Source organism: Halomonas sp. PAMB 3232 (genome assembly GCF_031954225.1).
Classification (GTDB): domain Bacteria; phylum Pseudomonadota; class Gammaproteobacteria; order Pseudomonadales; family Halomonadaceae; genus Vreelandella.
In genome coordinates this window covers 963849-981413 of sequence record NZ_CP134865.1, presented here as the reverse complement: position 1 = coordinate 981413, position 17565 = coordinate 963849, and the positions used below count along the sequence as shown (strand labels likewise).

General features: G+C 59.6%; 19 protein-coding genes. All 19 read left to right on the top strand.

What is annotated here, in order from left to right:
- Positions 1–141 precede the first annotated feature (141 nt).
- The 19 genes from RN346_RS04545 (at position 142) to RN346_RS04460 (ending at position 17552) form a co-directional block, all read left to right on the top strand.
- Complete coding sequence (locus tag RN346_RS04545) at positions 142–1464, top strand: HEPN domain-containing protein (RefSeq protein WP_311962273.1); 1323 nt, start codon at positions 142–144, stop codon at positions 1462–1464.
- A gap of 76 nt (positions 1465–1540) precedes the next feature.
- Positions 1541–2626 carry a phage protease gene (locus RN346_RS04540; RefSeq protein WP_311962272.1) on the top strand — a complete coding sequence of 362 codons (1086 nt, stop codon included), beginning with the start codon at positions 1541–1543 and terminating at the stop codon, positions 2624–2626.
- A gap of 36 nt (positions 2627–2662) precedes the next feature.
- Entirely contained in the window at positions 2663–3100 is a 438-nt protein-coding gene (locus RN346_RS04535; protein ID WP_311962271.1) for a hypothetical protein, read from the top strand.
- Positions 3101–3139: 39 nt separating this feature from the next.
- Positions 3140–4042, top strand: a complete 903-nt coding sequence (locus RN346_RS04530) for a Mu-like prophage major head subunit gpT family protein (RefSeq protein ID WP_311962270.1) — start codon at positions 3140–3142, stop codon at positions 4040–4042.
- A gap of 62 nt (positions 4043–4104) precedes the next feature.
- Complete coding sequence (locus RN346_RS04525) at positions 4105–4584, top strand: hypothetical protein (protein WP_311962269.1); 480 nt, start codon at positions 4105–4107, stop codon at positions 4582–4584.
- A 1-nt stretch (position 4585) separates the two neighbouring features.
- On the top strand, positions 4586–4996 hold the full coding sequence (locus RN346_RS04520; RefSeq protein WP_311962268.1) for a DUF1320 domain-containing protein: 411 nt from the start codon (positions 4586–4588) through the stop codon (positions 4994–4996).
- 9 nt (positions 4997–5005) lie between these two features.
- Entirely contained in the window at positions 5006–5260 is a 255-nt protein-coding gene (locus RN346_RS04515) for a hypothetical protein (protein ID WP_311962267.1), read from the top strand.
- Positions 5260–5661 carry a hypothetical protein gene (locus RN346_RS04510; RefSeq protein ID WP_311962266.1) on the top strand — a complete coding sequence of 134 codons (402 nt, stop codon included), beginning with the start codon at positions 5260–5262 and terminating at the stop codon, positions 5659–5661. The genes RN346_RS04515 and RN346_RS04510 overlap by 1 nt, the downstream gene beginning before the upstream one ends.
- Before the next feature lie 16 nt (positions 5662–5677).
- A complete protein-coding gene (locus tag RN346_RS04505; protein WP_409335795.1) occupies positions 5678–6607 on the top strand; it encodes a phage tail tube protein in 930 nt (309 codons plus the stop codon).
- Between the two features lie 70 nt (positions 6608–6677).
- Positions 6678–7001 (top strand): hypothetical protein, encoded by a 324-nt coding sequence (locus RN346_RS04500; RefSeq protein WP_311962264.1) that lies wholly within the window; start codon positions 6678–6680, stop codon positions 6999–7001.
- A 32-nt stretch (positions 7002–7033) separates the two neighbouring features.
- Positions 7034–7363 carry a DUF1799 domain-containing protein gene (locus tag RN346_RS04495; RefSeq protein WP_311962263.1) on the top strand — a complete coding sequence of 110 codons (330 nt, stop codon included), beginning with the start codon at positions 7034–7036 and terminating at the stop codon, positions 7361–7363.
- 18 nt (positions 7364–7381) lie between these two features.
- Positions 7382–12355, top strand: a complete 4974-nt coding sequence (locus RN346_RS04490; protein WP_311962262.1) for a phage tail tape measure protein — start codon at positions 7382–7384, stop codon at positions 12353–12355.
- Positions 12352–13308: a hypothetical protein gene (locus RN346_RS04485; RefSeq protein ID WP_311962261.1), complete on the top strand. Its 957-nt coding sequence runs from the start codon at positions 12352–12354 to the stop codon at positions 13306–13308. The genes RN346_RS04490 and RN346_RS04485 overlap by 4 nt, the downstream gene beginning before the upstream one ends.
- Complete coding sequence (locus tag RN346_RS04480; RefSeq protein ID WP_311962260.1) at positions 13305–14078, top strand: hypothetical protein; 774 nt, start codon at positions 13305–13307, stop codon at positions 14076–14078. Before RN346_RS04485 ends, RN346_RS04480 begins: the two co-directional genes overlap by 4 nt.
- A gap of 828 nt (positions 14079–14906) precedes the next feature.
- Positions 14907–15518: a DUF4376 domain-containing protein gene (locus RN346_RS04475; RefSeq protein WP_311962259.1), complete on the top strand. Its 612-nt coding sequence runs from the start codon at positions 14907–14909 to the stop codon at positions 15516–15518.
- Positions 15519–15540: 22 nt separating this feature from the next.
- Complete coding sequence (locus RN346_RS04470; protein ID WP_311962258.1) at positions 15541–15966, top strand: hypothetical protein; 426 nt, start codon at positions 15541–15543, stop codon at positions 15964–15966.
- Positions 15967–16165: 199 nt separating this feature from the next.
- On the top strand, positions 16166–16315 hold the full coding sequence (locus tag RN346_RS17050; RefSeq protein ID WP_409335794.1) for a hypothetical protein: 150 nt from the start codon (positions 16166–16168) through the stop codon (positions 16313–16315).
- Positions 16266–17057: a DNA adenine methylase gene (locus RN346_RS04465; protein ID WP_311962257.1), complete on the top strand. Its 792-nt coding sequence runs from the start codon at positions 16266–16268 to the stop codon at positions 17055–17057. The genes RN346_RS17050 and RN346_RS04465 overlap by 50 nt, the downstream gene beginning before the upstream one ends.
- A 27-nt stretch (positions 17058–17084) precedes the next feature.
- Entirely contained in the window at positions 17085–17552 is a 468-nt protein-coding gene (locus RN346_RS04460) for a hypothetical protein (protein WP_311962256.1), read from the top strand.
- Positions 17553–17565: the final 13 nt, after the last annotated feature.

The window sequence follows — 17565 nt, the reverse complement described above, 5'->3', positions numbered from 1 at the left end:
CCCCGACCCGCTACGTCGGCCCGGATTTTTCCCGTATGGTGCGTTAGACCCGCGTTAGATTCGCGAGAACCTGCTCACAAGAGCTTCGAGTAAGCGGCGTGATAAGCTTCTGAGTAAAGCAAAGCCAAAAAAGAGGGTTCTATGTCTGATTTACTAACTGAGCAAAAATGGTTCGGCGAGTTTTTTCTACCTGGGTCACATGAAAATCGTTTTAGCGGTGAGCTTCAATACACGCCAGAAGATGGAGTAACACTTTCATACTTCATTAGCCACAATCAAACTATGCAGAAGTCAGAAATACTCCACGGTTTTCTGGATTCAGGCGATCCATGCACATTAATAGGTAATTTTGACCCCTCTAAAACTGGAATCAATTTAAATAACGAAGCTTTAACACGCCCAGGTAGAGGGAGATTTCAATTTTTGATACTGGGAAGATTTTTAACTGACCTTGGAAAGGTACAAAAATTAGATCTAAATCTGACAAATTTACAAGAATTTTTTTACCCCAGTTATGCCAAGAGCAAAATCAAACACTCCAACATACCTGACTATAACCTGAGCACTTCATTTGGAAATATAAAAGTAGGAACGAACACACAGTTTCACCCATTAGGCAGAGATATTACCGAGCAAATATACAGCTTCCAACCGCTGGCACTGGCTGAGCTACAAGCTAATTATAGAAAAATAACCGAGAAACATGGCAACCACGCATTCTTAATTAAAGAAAACATTAACTATAGGCTAAGCATTGACTTCTCTACACCTTTAAGCGTTCTAGACGCTTATAAAAAAATCTTACTATTAACTGATCTATTCTCGCTACTAACCTATAGCCCAGTATATCCAGAAGACATTAAAATTCATGACCTTAGTTTCAACAACACATCATCTAATGCAGCACTATACCCTAGCATGATCGCTGACAGGCGTACTCTTGCTAATGCAACTAGAAAACAATCTCATACCAGCATGCCGATTCAGAGAAACACCATCCCTTTAGAACAGATAATTTCCAACTGGCTGAGTTCACAGTATGATTTTTCAATAATTGTCTCAAGCATACAAAATGACAGCACAATAGTGAACTTACATGAGGCTCATGGAGAAGTTACTCTTTATGCCACCCAGCTAGAGTCGATTAGCTATTTGGCTAAACAGAAAAGCGCCAAGTATGAATATCCCATTAGCACATATGCTAATCAAAAAATCGTTAATGGGTTAAGTTCAGCTTTTTCTGTCAGCACTATATCTGATATTGGCAAATCAATTGCAGATCTTCGTAATGAAATTGCGCATGTGGGAAAGCCAAAGGTAATACTTAGGAATTTGTCCCTCAAGAAGATGGTGAGAATCAACAAATATCTTCAACTTACAGTCATAGGCTACATACTCACTCAGATTGGCGTACAAAAAGATGTAATCAATAACTACCAAGATCACCACGCACCTCTAGGTTAAATTGATAATAGCTAGCTTAAAAACTCCTAAAGCGCTTTAAATCCACGCCCCGCCCTAAGCCCCCGATCATGGGGGCATGAAAACACAAAGCCTTCACTCCAAGCCCCGCGTTGCCGTTTGCGCCCTCAGCGTGCAAGCCACCAACGACAAGACGCGCCTGATGCCGTCCGGCACCTTTCACGCACCGCGTGGGGCGGCGGAAGGCACTGGCCCTTGGCATCTCTCTGCCGACGCTGCTCAAGCGATCATTCGCTTGGCCGCTGCGCGCAGTACCGATATCGCCATCGACTACGAACACCAGACCCTCTACGCCGAACAGAACGGCAAGCCTGCGCCTGCCGCTGGCTGGATCGACCCGCGTTCGCTGGAGTACCGCGAAGACGGCCTTTACGGCGCGATCGCGTGGACAGCCGCCGCCAGTGCGGCCATTGAGGCCAACGAGTACCGCTACCTCTCCCCCGTTTTCCCCTATGACGCCCAGGGCCAGCCGCTCGACCTGCTGCACCTGGCGTTAACCAACACCCCCGCCATCGACGAAGGTGCAGCGCGGCTCGCCGCTGCGCGCTTGTCGGTATCCCACGACACACCCGAGGAGATCGACCCCGTGAAACGTGAACAGCTGATTGCCACGCTCGGCCTGGCCACCGACGCCACCGACGAGCAGATCGACACCGCCATCGCCGCGCTGAAAGCCGGCGCCGATGACGCTACGGCATTGCGCACCGCACTTGGCGCCACCGCCGACGCACAGCCCGCCGAGGCCGTGGCCGCGCTAAAGGCATCAAGCACGACCGCCGCACCGGACATGAGCCAGTACGTGCCCCGCGCCGTTTTCGATGAAACCACCCAGCAGCTCGCCGTGCTGAAAGCCGGCAACCAGAACGCCGAGCTGGACACGCTCATCAAGGATGGACTCGAAGACGGCCGCATCCCCGGCCAGGCCACGGCGGACTGGTTGCGCAAGCAAGGCCTCGCCGCGTGCAAGGCGCACCTGGACGGCGCCCCGAGCATTGCCGCGCTCAAGACCACCCAGACCGGCGGCAACCCGCCCAGGGACGACCAGCGCAAGGATGAGCTTTCTGACGCCGAGCTGGCCGTGTGCAAGTCGATGGGCCTGACGCCGGAGCAGTACCGCCAAGCCAACCCCGCCGCCAGCGCGTAAGCCGCTCGCCCCTGATCCCCCCAAGAGGACTGCACCGTGACTGCGTTAACCCAGAACCGCAACACGCCCTACCGCGAAAACATCAGCCGTAGCCATCCGATGGCAGCGGGCGCCGTGGTGTACGCCGGCGGCATCGTCGCCATGGCCGTGACCGGCTTCGCCGCCGCCGCCGGGCCTGGCAACGGCTTGGTGGCCGTGGGCGTGGCCACACACTTTGAAGACAACAAAACCGGCGACAACGGCGACCAGCACGTCGAGGTAAAGCGCGGCTGCTTCGCCTTCACCGGCGCCACCGGCGAGGACGCCATCGGCCCCGGCGACGTGGGTTTCTTCTGCTTCATGGTCGACGACCAGACCGTCGCGAAGACCGACGGCGAAGGCACCCGCTCCGTGGCAGGCGTGATCGACGGCGTCGACGACTTCGGCGTGTGGGTACGCATCGACCCGACCAATGGCCCGGTCGCCAGCGCCTGATAGGCCCGGCGCTCACCAGACAAAGGATAGAGAACCACCATGAACCTCACTTCCGCCAACTTGCAGGCGCTGTTCAAGGCCTACAACACCAACTTCCAGCAGGGCTTCAGCTCGATGGGCGAACAGGGCGCGCTCTATGAGCAGTTCTGCACCATCGTGCCCTCGACTACCGCCGTCGAAGTGTACCCATTCCTCAAGGGCCTACCGCGCATGCGCGAGTGGCTTGGCGACCGGGTGATCCACTCGCTCGAGGGCGCAGGCTTCTCGATCAAGAACCGCAAATGGGAGCTGACCGAAGGCGTCTCGCGCGACGCGATCGAAGACGACACCTTTGGTCTCTACGCGCCGGTCTTCGAGGAGTTCGGCCGCTCCAGCCGCGAGCACCCCAACGAGCTCGCCGTCGAGGTGCTGGCCGCGAACCCGGAGTGCTACGACGGCCAGCCGCTGTTCGATACCGACCACCCGGTGCTGAACGCCTTGGGCGTGGAGACTTCGGTGTCCAACGACATGGGCGGCGACGGCGATGCCTGGTACGTGATGGATCTGTCGCGCGTGATCAAGCCGGTGGTGTTCCAGCGCCGCCGTGATTACAGCTTCCGTGCGCTGACCGACCTCAACGACACGGCCGTCTTCATGACCGACCAGTTCCTGTTCGGTACCGATGCCCGCGTCAACGCCGGCGCCGGGCTGTGGCAACTGGTTGTGCGCTCCCGCCAGCCGCTCAACGCCGAGAACTACGAAGCCGCGCGCAAAGCGTTGCAGGACATGACCGGCGACTACGGCCGCCCGCTGGCGCTGCGCCACACCCACACGATGGTGCCCAGCAATCTTGAGGGCGCAGCTCTGCGCATCCTCAACAACGCGCAGGCGGCCAACGGGGCGGACAACGAGTGGGCCGGTACCTCTCAGCTCATCAAGAACCCCTGGCTGCGCAAGGCGTAACGCCCCCTTCAACCGACCTTCGCGGTGCCTGCCCCGGCGGGCGCCGCGCCACGGAGAACGTCATGACTGCGCGTAAACGCACCACCGCCAAGGCCAAGCAGGAGGCCGAGGCAAAAGCAGCGGAAGCCACCGAGCAGGCGACACCGGCCGCCGCCGAGCCAGCGCCCGTGCTGGAAACGGCCACGGCCATGGCACCTGACATCGAGCCGGTGCCACCGGCAACGACCGACGCCGTGGCGATCGATGCCAGTACATCGCCGGAAACGCCTACCGAGATCCCGGGCAACGAGCTGACCGGCGACGGTACCGGCCACGCCCTGCCGCCGATCGACACCGAGGAAGTGCCCGGTCTGTTCGTGCGCACGAAACGCCGCATCAAGAGCCGCCGCCGCGCGGGCCATCGCTTCAACCGCGAAGGCACCGGCATCGCGCTTGAGCTTTTGACCGATGAGCAGATCGAGCAGCTGCGCAGCGACCCGGCGCTGGAGGTCGAGGACTGCACCTTCCCGATCGCCGGCGCCACTCAAGAGCCGGAGATCTGAGATGGCGTACTGCACCCAAGCGGACCTCATCGAGCGCTTCGGTGCCGACGAGATCCTCGCGATCGCCCGTGATGCCAGCGGTAACGCAATCGATACCGCCGTGATCGAGCGCGCCTGCGAAGACGCCAGCGGCGAGATCGACGGCTACGTGAACGCCGCCGGCTACCCGGTGCCGCTGGTACCGGTGCCGCGCATCGTGATCGCCAACGCCTGCGACATCGCCCGCTACCGGCTCTACGACGAGCACGCGAGCGAACAGGTGCAGAAGCGCTACGACGACGCGGTGAAGTTCTTGAAGAGCGTGTCGCGTGGCGAAGTACGGCTGGGGATCTCGACCGGCCCGTCCTCGAGCAGCGCCGGCAGCGTGCAGATGAACTCAGGCCGCCGAGCGTTCAACGGCGGCGGTTTTTAGGAGATAGCCATGAGTGCCAAACAGACCACCAAAGCAGCGGCCACCACCGCTGAGAAGAAAGCCCCACCGCCCCCGCGCAAGCAGGTAGCGGTGCGGGTAAAGACGAAAGCCCCCGGCATCAAGCGCCAGGTGTGCGGCGTGATCCTCACCAACGAGTGGAAAGAGCTGACGCTGGATGACCAAGGCAGCGCCTACAAGGCGATCGCGCGTGATCCGGCGCTGGAGATGGAAGCCGCGCCCGCCTCCGAGAAGGCGAAGGGCTGATGCTATCCCTCGCGCCGTGGCTTGAGCGGCTGAACGCACTCGATGGCCCCAGGGTGCAGCTCGCGGCCGACGTAGACGCCGCCCAAAACGCGAAGGTCAACCCGAGCCGGATGCTGGTGCTGGGGCGTGAAAACGTCACCCACCACGACATGAGCAGCGGCGCCGACCATCTCGTTAAACCGGAGGTGCTACTCGTCACCGGTATCCAGCGACGCAACCTGCCGCTGGGCAATACCGACGACGAGCTGGCGCTACTGCGCGAGCCGATGCTGGAAAGCTTGATCAACTGGATACCGGACGACTGCGACAGCGCCATCAAGTGGCAGCGCGGCCAGATCCTGAGCTTAAAGTCACACGCCCTTTTCTGGGTCGACGTATTCACCACTGAATACCGGTGGTAGGAGAACAACCGTGAGCATGAAGACGAACCGCCGGGCGCTCATCGTCGCCCTGGAAGACGCCTACAACGATGGCACCACCACCCCGGATGCCGCGAGCCACGCCGTGCTGGCCCGCGAGATCACCACCACGCCACTGGCCGGCAACAACATCGACCGGAACTACATCCGACCCTATTACGGCAACGCCCCCCAAGCGCCGGGTGAAAAGCACGTTCAGGTGCAGGTCGAGGTGGAGCTGAACACCAGCGGCACCGCCGGCACGCCGCCGCCCTGGGGCGCGATGCTGCGCGCCTGTGGCTGGAGCGAAGTCATCGTCGAGGGTGAAAGCGTCACCTACGCGCCCGTTTCTGAAAACGAAGACTCGTGCGTCTTCTTCGCCCACATGGACGGCAACCTGCACAAGGGCCGCGGCGCGCACGGTACGCCGGAGTTCACCCTCAACGGTAACAGCATCCCCGTGGTGCGCTTTACGTTGTACGGACTCGTGAGCCCGGTCACGCAGGAAGAGCTGCCGAACGTGACGCTGAGCCAGTGGAAGAAAGCGCCGGTGGTCAACAGCACCAACACCGAGCTGTTGAAGCTGATGGGCGCAGACGTCGCGTTCAGCCAGTTCTCGCTGAACATGAGCAACAGCGTCGAGCACATGAGCGAGGTAGTTGGCGCCAACGAGGTGGAGATCAACGGCCGCGGCCCGTCCGGCTCGCTACAGATCGAAGACCCGGGTGTGGGCGTGAAGAACTACTTCGAGGTTCACCAGAACGCAGAGGTCGGCACGCTCAAGCTCACCCACGGCAAGACCAAGGGCAGCATCATCGATTTCAACATGCCGTCGATCGGCATCGAGTCGCCGACCTATGCCGACGTGAAGGGCAAGCAAATGCTCGGCATCAACTACATGCCTCAGCCCGTGGACGGCAACGACGAAGTCTCGATCGTCGTCCGGTAAGCCCCTTTTAACCACCCCGACACCGCCGATTAAGCGGCGGTTAATCAGCGTTCAATCAGGAGAACTACCCGTGTTCAAACTCAATACCGCCCGCTCTTACACCTACCCCGTTGCCCTGACCGTCTACGACGAAGCCGGCAAGGAGCACACCGGCAAGTTCACCGCCAAGTTCAAGGTGGTGGCCCAGGACAAGTTGCGCGAAATGCCCGCCGATACGCTGCTGCTCGATCAGGTGCTGGTTGGTGCCGAGGGCATCGAGGTACCCGGCGAAGACGGCAAACAGCTGGAAGGCGAAGCGCTGCTGAACGCCCTGAAAAACGACCCGGCCGCCAGCACTGCACTGCTCACGGCCTACCAGGAATCCATCGCAAAAAAGAACCGGGGGCGAATCTAGTCGATGCGGGCAAGCACTGGGCGGAGGCCAGTATGGCTCAGCCCAACCTGGTTGCCGATGACCTCGCCGCCCTGGGCATCACGTTGGGCGGCGAGCTGGCGGAAGAAGCCGAGGCGGCCGAGGCCGAGCCAGATCTCTTCGAGGTGCTGCCGGAGAACTGGCAGGCCGTCGAGACGTTCCAGCGCTGTTCGCGCCAGTGGCGCTTCGCCGGCATGGGCGGCGCCACCGGGCTTGAGGTGCCGGCGATCCTCAGCGTGATCGCCCTGTATCAGCTCGCACCAAAGGAGCAGCTCGAGCGGCTGGACCAGGTCCAGCTCATCGAACGCGGCGCGCTCAGCGTCATGAACGAACCCCGCAACTAGCCGTTAGAAGGACACCCCGTGGCGAACGATCTAACGCTCAGCGTTACCCTCACCGGCGACGGCCGCCAGCTCACCGGCACTCTGCGCAACGCGCAGGGTGAGGTGCGCGAGTTCGGCGGCATCACCGAGCGTGAAGGTGGCCGCGCCACGCGGGCGTTGGACAGCACCGGGCGCCAGGCGCAAACGGTCACCGGGCACCTCAACACCATGCGCACCATGGCGCTGGGCGCGATGACGGCGCTGGTAGGCATGGCGGGCGGGTTCAGTCTGCGCCGGGTGATCGGCGAAACGGCCGAGTTTCAGGATTCGATTCTGGGCCTTCAGGCGGTTTCCGGCGCCACCGTGGGGCAAATTGCCCAGCTCGAACAGCAAGCGCGCAGCCTGGGCGCCACCAGCATGCACTCGGCCAAACAGGCCGCCGATGCGCAGCGCTTTCTTGCTCAAGCCGGGTTCGACGTCAACGAAGTGCTGGCCGCCACGCCCGGCGTCTTGAACCTCGCTACCGCCGGCCAGATGGACCTTGCCCAGGCCGCCGATATCGCCTCGAACGTGCTCGGCGGTATGCGGATGGAGGTCGACCAGCTCAACCGCGTCAACGATGTGCTGGCCGAGACCTCTGCTCGATCCAACACCAATATCACCCAGTTGGGTGAAGCATTCTCATTCGCTGGGCCATTTGCAGCGTCCGCCAGTATCAGTATCGAAACCACGTCCGCCGCTATCGGCGTGCTATCGGATGCGGGCCTGCAAGCCAGCCGAGCCGGTACCGGTCTGATCGGCATCATTCGCCAGCTCTCCAACGTCACCCCGCAAGCGGCGGGCGTACTCGCTGACTACGGCCTGACCGTCGAGGACGTCAACATCGAGGCCCATGGCCTCGAAACGGTGCTCGAGCGCATCCGCGATGCCAACATGAGCACCGCCGATGCGTTCGCCATCTTCGGCAGCGAAGCGGGCGCCGCCGCGCAGATCCTCGCCGCCGGCGCGGGCCGCGTGCGGGAGTTCACGACGGAGCTGGAAAACGCCGAGGGCGCGACCTCCCGCATGGCGCAGATCATCGGCTCTGGCCTGACCGGTTCGATTCGCGGGTTCAACTCGATGCTGAGCGAGTCGATCTTGCAGCTCGGCGAAGGCGGGATCGGCGGCGCCTTCGAGCTGGTCATCGACAACGCCACGGGCGTACTCGCAGCATATAACGGCATGCTGCCGGCGCTGGCCGAAGCCAACGACCTGACCGACGAGCAGGTGCGCCGCATCGAGATGCTGGTGAGCGGAGTGGATCTACTGAAAGACGCTCTGATTGTGACGACCGGGATCATGGCAGGCCGCTACGTCGGTGCGATCGCCGCCAGTCAAACGGCATTGACCGCCAAATCAGCGATCGCTGCGACCACCACCGGCACCCTGAACCTGTTGACCGGCGCTACCTCCCGCCAAACAGTCGCCAACAATGTAATGGCCGCCTCGGCTCGTGGGGCTGCCGGTGCCATAGCGCTGGTGGGTGGACCTGCCGGTGCTGCTGTCATCGCGGTCGGCGCACTCTACTATTTCCGTGAAGAGCTCGGCCTGGTCGACGTTGCCGCTCAGGATGCCACCAACGCCCTTGATGCGAATAGCGATGCCATCCGTGACGGTACCGCTGCCGCCATGGACGCGTCATACGATAATCTGATTAGCTCTTTGGAAGCCGTCTCTCTGCAAGCTCAAGAGGCCATGGCCCAGCTTGTGGAGCTTGAAGCGCGCCAAGCCTTTTACGAAAACTCTCACCAGGGTGTAGCCGATAGCCTTAATGGCGCTATAGGCGATCAAGCTCAAGTGCTGGAAGGGCTGTGGGAGCGGCAAGTTAAGCTACGAACTGCCATTAAAGAGAACCGTGCTGCGCGTGAATCGGCTACTCGCGCGGATAGCACTGCTACGGCGGTAATGAACGAAATGACCGTGACAGCGGATGCTCTCACGGAGTCTACGGCTCGACAAACTGTTACTACCCGCGAAGCCGCCAAAGAAGTCACCACGCTCGCCGCCTCTTACGAAGATCTGCTCGACCGCCTCAACCCCAACCGCCGCGCCGCCCGCCAGTACGCGCAGGATCTCGGCGTACTCAACCTCGCCTTCGCCACCGGCCGAATGAGCGCAGTGCAGTACATGCAAGCCATGGGGCTGCTTCACGAAAGCTTCCAGGAAGCCCAGCGCGAAAGCGAAGAGCTGGCCACCACCGTCGGCGCCGAAGCCGACCGCATGGCCACGCTCTGGACCCGCCAGCTCGAGCGCATGGACGACGCCAGCGTCGATATGTGGCGCTCGTTCCTTGACGGCAGCGAAGACGCGTTCGGCTCGTTCCGGCGCTTGGCACTCGATACCCTCGCCGAGGTGATCCACGCCTTCACCACGCGTCAGATCACCGCCTCGTTCGGTGTAAACGCTAATGGCGGCGGCATGCCCGGCGCGGCCCCTGGCGGCGGTTTTGGCATCAGCCCCGGCAGTATCAGCAATGCCTGGAACGCCGTTCAGAATGGGTTCGGCAACATTCAGTGGAGCGGCGCCGGCGGCGCGCAGGCTTACGGTGGCTCAGGTTGGCTAAGTGCCGCTAATACGCAAACGGGCCTCTGGGGCGGCTCGATGCAGAACTTCAGCGGCATGCAAGGGCTGGCCGGCGCCGGGGCGGGATTTGCAGGCAGCTACGCTGGCACGAAGATCGGCGAGTCCCTGTTCGGCAAAAAAGCCGGTAGCTCCTATGGCGCGACCGGCGGCGCGTTGGTGGGCACGTATTTCGGTGGCCCATTGGGCGCGGCGATCGGTGGCGCCATCGGCGGCGCGCTCGACGCGGCATTTGGCAGCGGCAAATCCGATCCCAGACTCAATATTTCCACGTACGGCGATCGCTCCTCGTTTTCGCACGACTCTGTCGCGACCGGAGCGTTCGGCACGGTGGGCTTCGGAAAAGGAACCAGGCGCAGCGATGAACTGTTCGGCGGTATTCCCGAAGAGCGCGAGTTCCTGGCCGCACTTGCTGCCAGTGACGACCTTCTCGCCAGTCTGGCCCGCTCCCCCGAGGAGCTGAACAAGATGGCCAGCGCCGTTCAGGGCGTCCACCTGTCCGCGTCCGGCGTCGACGGCATCATGGAACAGCTATCGAATCGCACGGTCGCGGCCGTCTCTGCGCTCGACGGTGACTTCGGCGCGTTCGTTGCCAGCCTTGGTACCGATGTTGAAACCATCGTTGCCCGGACGCAGAACGCTGTTGCCGCGCTCAACGTCATGGGTGCCGCGAGTGAACGGCTGAACCTTCAATTCGATACCAGCGCCCAGGGCGCCCTGCGTGCCGCCGATAACATCGCCCAGTTCGCCGGCGGTGTCGAACAGCTCAACCAGCTTCAGAACAGCTACTACCAAGCGTACTTCTCGGACGCCGAGCGCGCCGCGAATTTACAACGTGACCTGACCCAGACGCTGGGCCAAATGGGCTACACCCTGCCCGCCACGCATGAGGGCTTCCGTGCGCTGGTCGAGCAACAGGACCGGATGACCGAATCCGGTCAGCGCCAGTACGTGCAGCTACTCCAGCTTGCGGGTGGCTTCGATGAACTCCAGACCATGCTGGCCCGCACCGGCGAGACTGCCAGCGTTACGACCGGGGCGTTGAGAAGCGCGCAGGACATAGCCCGCGAGCGTGAGCGGCTGGAGCGCCAAGTGCTCACGTTGGAAGGCAATATCCTGGAGCTGCGTCGCCGGGATCTCGATGCGCTGGATGAATCCAATCGTCCCCTCCAGCGCCACGTTTGGGCATTACAGGATGAAGCGGACGCCGCGAAAGCCGCTGAACGTGCCGTGGCAGACGTCTCACGCGAAGTAGAGCGCAGCTTCTCGACGCTGATGGGCGGCGTCCAGAATGCCTACAAGGCGCTGACCCAGTCGATCTCGAATGAGCAAGCCATTTTGCGCAGCGCGTACGATGAGACGACTCAGCGCATCAACGCGAACATCAGCACGATTCAGGATGCGATCAGCGCCTCGGTACGCACTGCACGCAGCCTCACCAGTACGCTCGATACCATGATGCAGCGGGAACTTGGCCAAGCCGAATCCCGCCGCGAAGCGCAAAGCTACTTGCAAAGCGTACTGGCTTCCGGCGGTTTGGGCGATCCTGCAATGCTGGATAAGGCACTCACCGCCGTCGCTGAACCCTCGGCAGGCTTGTACGGCTCCTTTGAATCTTATCAACGCGACTTCTGGACCACGGCCAATGTCATCGATCAGCTCAACGATCGCGCAGATGGCCAGCTCACGACCGAGCAGCGCAGCCTCGCCGCGCTCGAGCGCCAACTGGTCACGGCAGAGCGACAGTTCAATTCGGAGATGAGCCGACTGGACAACCTGCTAGCCGCCGAGACCGCGCAGTTGGAAGCTATTTTCGGCCAGCAAACGTGGCTCGAAACGATCAACGGCTCGGTACTGTCGCTGTCAGACGCGCTCGCCGCGCTTGGCGTATCCAGCCGGACAGCGGCCCCCCGTTCCAACGCCCAGGTCAAAGAAGCCGCCGGTCATATTGCCTCGACAACAACAGGTGGCTGGAACGAGAAAGACTCAGCGATCGGATGGGCCGCGATCAACGCGGGCGTCACGTCCGCCCAGCTCGCCGCTTCAATTGGTAAATCCCAGCAGTACGTGCTCGATCGCGCGCAACAACTGGGCCTGCCCAAATTCAGGGATGGCGGCATCGCCTCCGGGCCGGATAGCGGCTACCCCGTGGAACTGCATGGCACGGAAGCCGTGATCCCTCTCAAGAACGGGCCGATTCCTCTGCAAATCACAGGCGGCGGTGATGCAGAGCTATTGCGCGAGATCCGGCGCTTGAACGATCGAATCGCCCGCCTGGAAGTGGAGCTAAAAGAAGGCAACAGCATCAGCCGCGGCATTGCCGATCACACCAGCAAGGCGGCCCGCGAAGTCGAGCGCCAACGTCATGAACGCCAGCAAGAGGCCCTCGCATGAGGCAAGTAAAGGAAGTCAGCGTGCTGGTGCCGGAAGTGATCGCCGGTGAAAAGATCCTCTCGAGCATTTGCGACCAAGAGACGGTAGCCGACTACGACGCACAGCAAACCTACCGGCCGCACGAGGGAGAACAAGGCGATCGAGTCGTCGAGAACGGCCTCGTTTATGAAGCGGTCAGGGAAGTGACTGGCGTACCGCCCAGCAAGGGTTCTGTGGCCACCCCAAAGAGCTGGATCGAGGTGCGCTCGGTCAATGAGCTTGCCATGTGGAACGGCGTGATCGGCGACGCGACGATCGGCAGCCAGCCCTGGGCGGTACACGAGGGCACCGGTATCCAGATGGAAGTGCGCCCCGGCCGTATCGTGCCCGGTCTGGCGATATTCGGCATGCGCAACGTGGAATCGGTGCGCATCGAGCTGATCGATGACATCGACGGCATCGTTTACGACCGAACCATCAACATGCGGTCGACCACGGGCATCACTGGCTACTGGGCGTACTGGTTCTCACCGATCCAGCGACGGCGCGACGTCATGATCGATGACCTGCCCTCTTATCGCGGCACCCTGCGCATCAGCATTCAGCAAGTGGGTGATGCGCCCGCTGAATGCGGCGTCTGCGTTATCGGCCCCGTGCACAGGCTGGGGTACCTGCTTTATGGCGTTGGCGGCGGCGTCATGCCGTTCTCGCGCAAAGTGCGTGACGAGTTCGGCCGCTTGCTGCTTCAAGAAGGCGACGTCGTAAAAACCTTCAACTACCGCATCAGTGTCGAGAAGCACCGGTCAGACGCTGGCGTTCGCCTGCTCACGGATCTCGATGCCAAACGGCTCGTCATCTTTGGCACCGATCTGTTCGAAAGCAGCCTGGTGTACGGCATCTATGAGGACTTCCGCTTCACCTATGAAAACGTTCGCTACCACCACTTCACCCTCGACGCAGTAGGTCTCACATGAACACTCCGACACCAACGTTCACACGCTTCGATGCCGTGCCCGTGCGCGGCATGAACGAGCGCGAATTTGACGAAGCGGCGCTGAGCTTCTTTCCGAAGCTGGTGCCTTTCTCAAGCGAGCTTAATACCGCTGTTGAATGGATGAACCAAGCAGTTAAGGCAATCTTGGCAGCCGGCGAATCCGCACAGGAAGCAGCATTGAGTGCAGGATTGATCAAGGTCATGGTTGAGAGTGCTTCGAGCTTCAAAGGTCAGTGGTCGGCGTTGACCGGCTCACTGAGCCCCCCAGCATCGGTCTATCACCGTGCGCAATATTGGCGTCTGCTAACGCATGTGAGCGATGTCACGGCTAGCGAGCCGGGTCAGCAACGCGACATCTGGATACCGGCCACCCCGGCAATTGCCGAGATGCAGGCTGGGGAAGCCGGTTTGGCGGGAGACCCACTGATCAAGCAGCCAGATGGCAGCGTAGCGTTCGGCTCGGCGTTAAGGCGCTACGATCTATCCAGTATTGAAGCCGACACCCTGCTGGATCTCGATGCCTCGAACGTCTTCAGAGTCGATGCAACGCTCACCCCTCGAACGCTATCGTTTGCCAATGAGCCAGGGGCTAATCGAGCGATGGTGGTGGTGATCCATATCTTGGGAGAAAACGCGGTGACATGGCCGGACTATATCCAATGGGATAGCCGTGAAGCGCCCGTTTTAGAGTCTGAGTTTACGCGGGTCGTGATGATGTGGGATGGAATCGAGTGGACGGGAAATGCATGAGGCCGGGAATGATCGAGGCACTAATGCTGAGCGCTAAACCAGATAAGGCAGGCGAAGCCGTTTTCACCAAGACCGGGACCCATTTGTGGGTCGTTCCCTTAGGGGTCAAACGTGTTTGCGCCGTTGCGGTGGGTGGAGGAGGCAATACATCCATGCGAAGTTCAGGCAGCGACTATGCTGGCGGCGGCGGCGCTTTGGCGTGGGCCAATGAAATAAATGTGACGCCGGGAGAGTCCATAGAAGTTGTGGTCGGTAGTCCAGGTGGCAGGTCCTCATTTTCTGACCGGGTGATAGCGGGCGGAGGGAGCAGATACGGGGGCAAGGTTATCGCGGGCGATGGTGGCGGCGATGGCGGCGGCGGGAATTTGTGGTACGGCGGCGGCGGCGCTGGTGGTTATACCGGGGCTGGCGGCTACGGCGGCGGCTACGGAGGCGATGGCGGAGACGGCAGTGGTGGCGGCGGCGGTGGCGGCGGTGGTGGTAGGTCAAGTTCTTATGGCGCCGGCGGCGGTGGCGGGGTCGGACTGATGGGTGAAGGAAGTAGCGGATCAGGAGGGCTTGGTGGATCAAACGCCGGAAATCCTTTCCGAGAGGGGCTGGGTGGCAGAGGAGGGTCCGGCGGAATAACAGGGACAATGGGCACTACCGGATCATCCATACCGCGTGGCGGGGATGGGGGCGAATACGGAGGGGGCGGTGGGTCTTCTATTCGCCGTGGCGGCCAAGGGGCAGTCAGAGTGATCTGGGGGAAGGATCGCGAATTTCCCAGGACTAATACAGGCGCTTCTTTTAGTGAAACCATCGAGACATATGATTAAAGGAGGTCGAATGCCATATTTAAAGATCGTCTCTGGAAAGATAGTTGAGGATGGCCTCACGCGTTCCAGAGCATGCCGACAAGTACGCTCACTCAAACCAAATGTTTCTCAGCCACGTATTTTGCTAGAAGAGACACTGAACGACGCCGGATTCTTTGAGCTGTACGACACACCGAAACCAGACGGTGATGTAGTGACGCAGGGCGAACCAGAGCTGCAAGACGATGGCAGCTGGCATCAAACCTGGCATGTTCGTGACTTCTCAGAAGATGAGCGCATTGAGCAACGCCATGCCCTTCTAGCGTTGCTCGAAGAAGCCCGCAAGAACGCAGAAGCGCAAGGTGTCGTGATCAATGGCATCAGATACAGCGGCGATCCCTCGAACCGGGCCGCCCTCCTCGAAGTCGTCCAGTTCGCACGCGAAGCCGGGCAAAAGGAGTTTCAAAGCTGGAAAGATAGTGATGGACGCTTTCATCCCAACCATCGCTTAGAAGATGTCGAGCAAGCGCTACATGCTATCGCCCTTCGCCGGGGCAAATTGATCGCGCTGGAAGGAGCATATCAAGCGCAAGTGCGAAATGGCGAAATTGAAGCCATAGATAGCCTAAGCTGGGAGGTGTAAATCTAAACCAGCAGGAGAGTTTATGATGCTTAAACCTGAACTCGTAAAAGAAATTCTGCAGATGATAGGTGACGGCGAGTATGTGGGCACCCCCTTGGGCGATTTGTATAAGCATTTTTTAAATGAAGACATAAAAGGTGCCAGCGAAAACGAGTTCCAAAAATTCGTTTATCACATGGACGAACTCTTCGATGCAGAGTTATTCAAGACGCGTAATCTCAATGCCCAACGTCGGTGGGGCAAGTCACAAAGCGTCGGTGGTTCTAGAAGCTATGCCAATGTGCCCCTCGTTTTAACACCTTTAGGTGGCGAAGTTTTAAAAGAGCTCAACAAGCCAAAAGGATTAGAACGACTCATGCAGGGTATACGCTCTGCAGGCTCAGCAGCTGGCCAAGAGGCACTGAAATACGGAGTTAAAGAGCTCTTCAGAGGGGCGTTAGGCAGTTAATTTTTACAGAAAGGAGTGGCCACCCGAGGTGCAGCAACACCAAGAGTGGCCACCAACCAGCAGAACACACCTGCAAGTCGGCCAAGACTCCTCTACCTCGCGCGAGGCAAGGAAAGTCTAAGCCAAACGTTAGAACGTTAGAAGGCTTGATCTGGTGTTAACAGAGATTCGTTGTAAGCAGTGCAACCGTAAGCTGGCCATGGCCAGCGACTATCAGTTTATCGAGATCCAGTGCCCGCGTTGCCGGCACCTCAATCAACAGAGAGCCACGAGCTCCAAACCCGTACAGGAGAACCCTCGTGGCTACCCCAATCATTCCGTGGATGGGCGGCAAACGCCGCCTCGCTGACCGTATCTTTCCGCTGATGCCGTCGCATCAATGTTATGTCGAGCCCTTCGCAGGAGGGGCCGCGCTATACTTTATGCGCTCAGTGCCTGCCGAGGTCGAAGTGCTCAACGATGTGAACGGCGATCTGGTCAACCTATACCGCGTGGTGCAAAACCATCTGGAAGAGTTCGTCAGGCAATTCAAGTGGGCGCTTTCCAGCCGACAAGTATTCGAGTGGCTCAAGATGACGCGCCCTGAAACGCTTACGGACATACAGCGCGCGGCGCGCTTCTACTACCTGCAGCAGAACGCCTTTGGTGGCCGCGTTGAAGGCCAGAACTTCGGCACCGCTACCACTGCCCCTCCGGGACTTAACCTGCTTCGCCTGGAGGAGTCGCTCTCGACCGCCCACCTGCGGCTGGCCAGCACCTTCATCGAGCACTTGAGCTGGCAAGACTGTATCGAGCGCTATGATCGCCCGCACACCTTCTTCTACATGGACCCGCCCTACTGGCAGACAGAAGGATATGGGGTACCCTTTGGCATAGAGCAGTATGAAGAGATGGCGAGCATGCTGGCTAGGCTGAAAGGCAAGGCCATCATCAGCCTCAATGATCACCCGGATATCCGCCACGTTTTCGCTGGCTACCATATCGAAACCACCGACATTCGCTATACCGTCGGAGGTGGCAGAGGGTCAGATGCTAAAGAGGTGCTGATTTTTAGCTGGGATATAAATGCAGAACCAGCCGGGCTGTTTTAAATTAATCAATAGTCATAGGTAGCCAAAATGGTTGATATTTTAGCAATAGGAACAGGTCTCAAAACTGCATACAACATCGGCAAGGCTGCAAAGGATTTAGACGACCAAGTGCGGCTCAACACTGCGATCAGTGAAATCATGGATCAACTGACCCAAGCACAGTTTGGTTTAATGGATATGCAGCTGCAATATCAGCAGCTAGTGGATGAGAACAAAGAACTGAAAGAAAAATTAAACAAAGAAGAACGCTTTGATCAGTACCGACTTTTCAGAACGGCTGTTGGACACCATGTCTACATGCTTAAGAATGAATTTGCTGGCCGTGATGAGCCACTACACGCTATATGCGTGCAATGCCGTGAGGATGGTAGACGATCAGTTCTTCAAGAAGGTGAATATAGTTATTACTGCACCGTCTGCAGGACCGAAGCTAGCCATAAAAGACAGCCTGGGTACTCGATAAGCTCAGGGCCTACTTATGATGAGCATTGGTAAGGATCGTTTGTGC

Coding starts and splice junctions, on each gene's coding strand:
- RN346_RS04545 (WP_311962273.1), top strand. CDS start 142: ATGTCTGATTTACTAACTGAGCAAAAATGGTTCGGCGAGTTTTTTCTA.
- RN346_RS04540 (WP_311962272.1), top strand. CDS start 1,541: ATGAAAACACAAAGCCTTCACTCCAAGCCCCGCGTTGCCGTTTGCGCC.
- RN346_RS04530 (WP_311962270.1), top strand. CDS start 3,140: ATGAACCTCACTTCCGCCAACTTGCAGGCGCTGTTCAAGGCCTACAAC.
- RN346_RS04525 (WP_311962269.1), top strand. CDS start 4,105: ATGACTGCGCGTAAACGCACCACCGCCAAGGCCAAGCAGGAGGCCGAG.
- RN346_RS04520 (WP_311962268.1), top strand. CDS start 4,586: ATGGCGTACTGCACCCAAGCGGACCTCATCGAGCGCTTCGGTGCCGAC.
- RN346_RS04515 (WP_311962267.1), top strand. CDS start 5,006: ATGAGTGCCAAACAGACCACCAAAGCAGCGGCCACCACCGCTGAGAAG.
- RN346_RS04510 (WP_311962266.1), top strand. CDS start 5,260: ATGCTATCCCTCGCGCCGTGGCTTGAGCGGCTGAACGCACTCGATGGC.
- RN346_RS04505 (WP_409335795.1), top strand. CDS start 5,678: ATGAAGACGAACCGCCGGGCGCTCATCGTCGCCCTGGAAGACGCCTAC.
- RN346_RS04495 (WP_311962263.1), top strand. CDS start 7,034: ATGGCTCAGCCCAACCTGGTTGCCGATGACCTCGCCGCCCTGGGCATC.
- RN346_RS04485 (WP_311962261.1), top strand. CDS start 12,352: ATGAGGCAAGTAAAGGAAGTCAGCGTGCTGGTGCCGGAAGTGATCGCC.
- RN346_RS04480 (WP_311962260.1), top strand. CDS start 13,305: ATGAACACTCCGACACCAACGTTCACACGCTTCGATGCCGTGCCCGTG.
- RN346_RS04475 (WP_311962259.1), top strand. CDS start 14,907: ATGCCATATTTAAAGATCGTCTCTGGAAAGATAGTTGAGGATGGCCTC.
- RN346_RS04470 (WP_311962258.1), top strand. CDS start 15,541: ATGATGCTTAAACCTGAACTCGTAAAAGAAATTCTGCAGATGATAGGT.
- RN346_RS17050 (WP_409335794.1), top strand. CDS start 16,166: ATGGCCAGCGACTATCAGTTTATCGAGATCCAGTGCCCGCGTTGCCGG.
- RN346_RS04460 (WP_311962256.1), top strand. CDS start 17,085: ATGGTTGATATTTTAGCAATAGGAACAGGTCTCAAAACTGCATACAAC.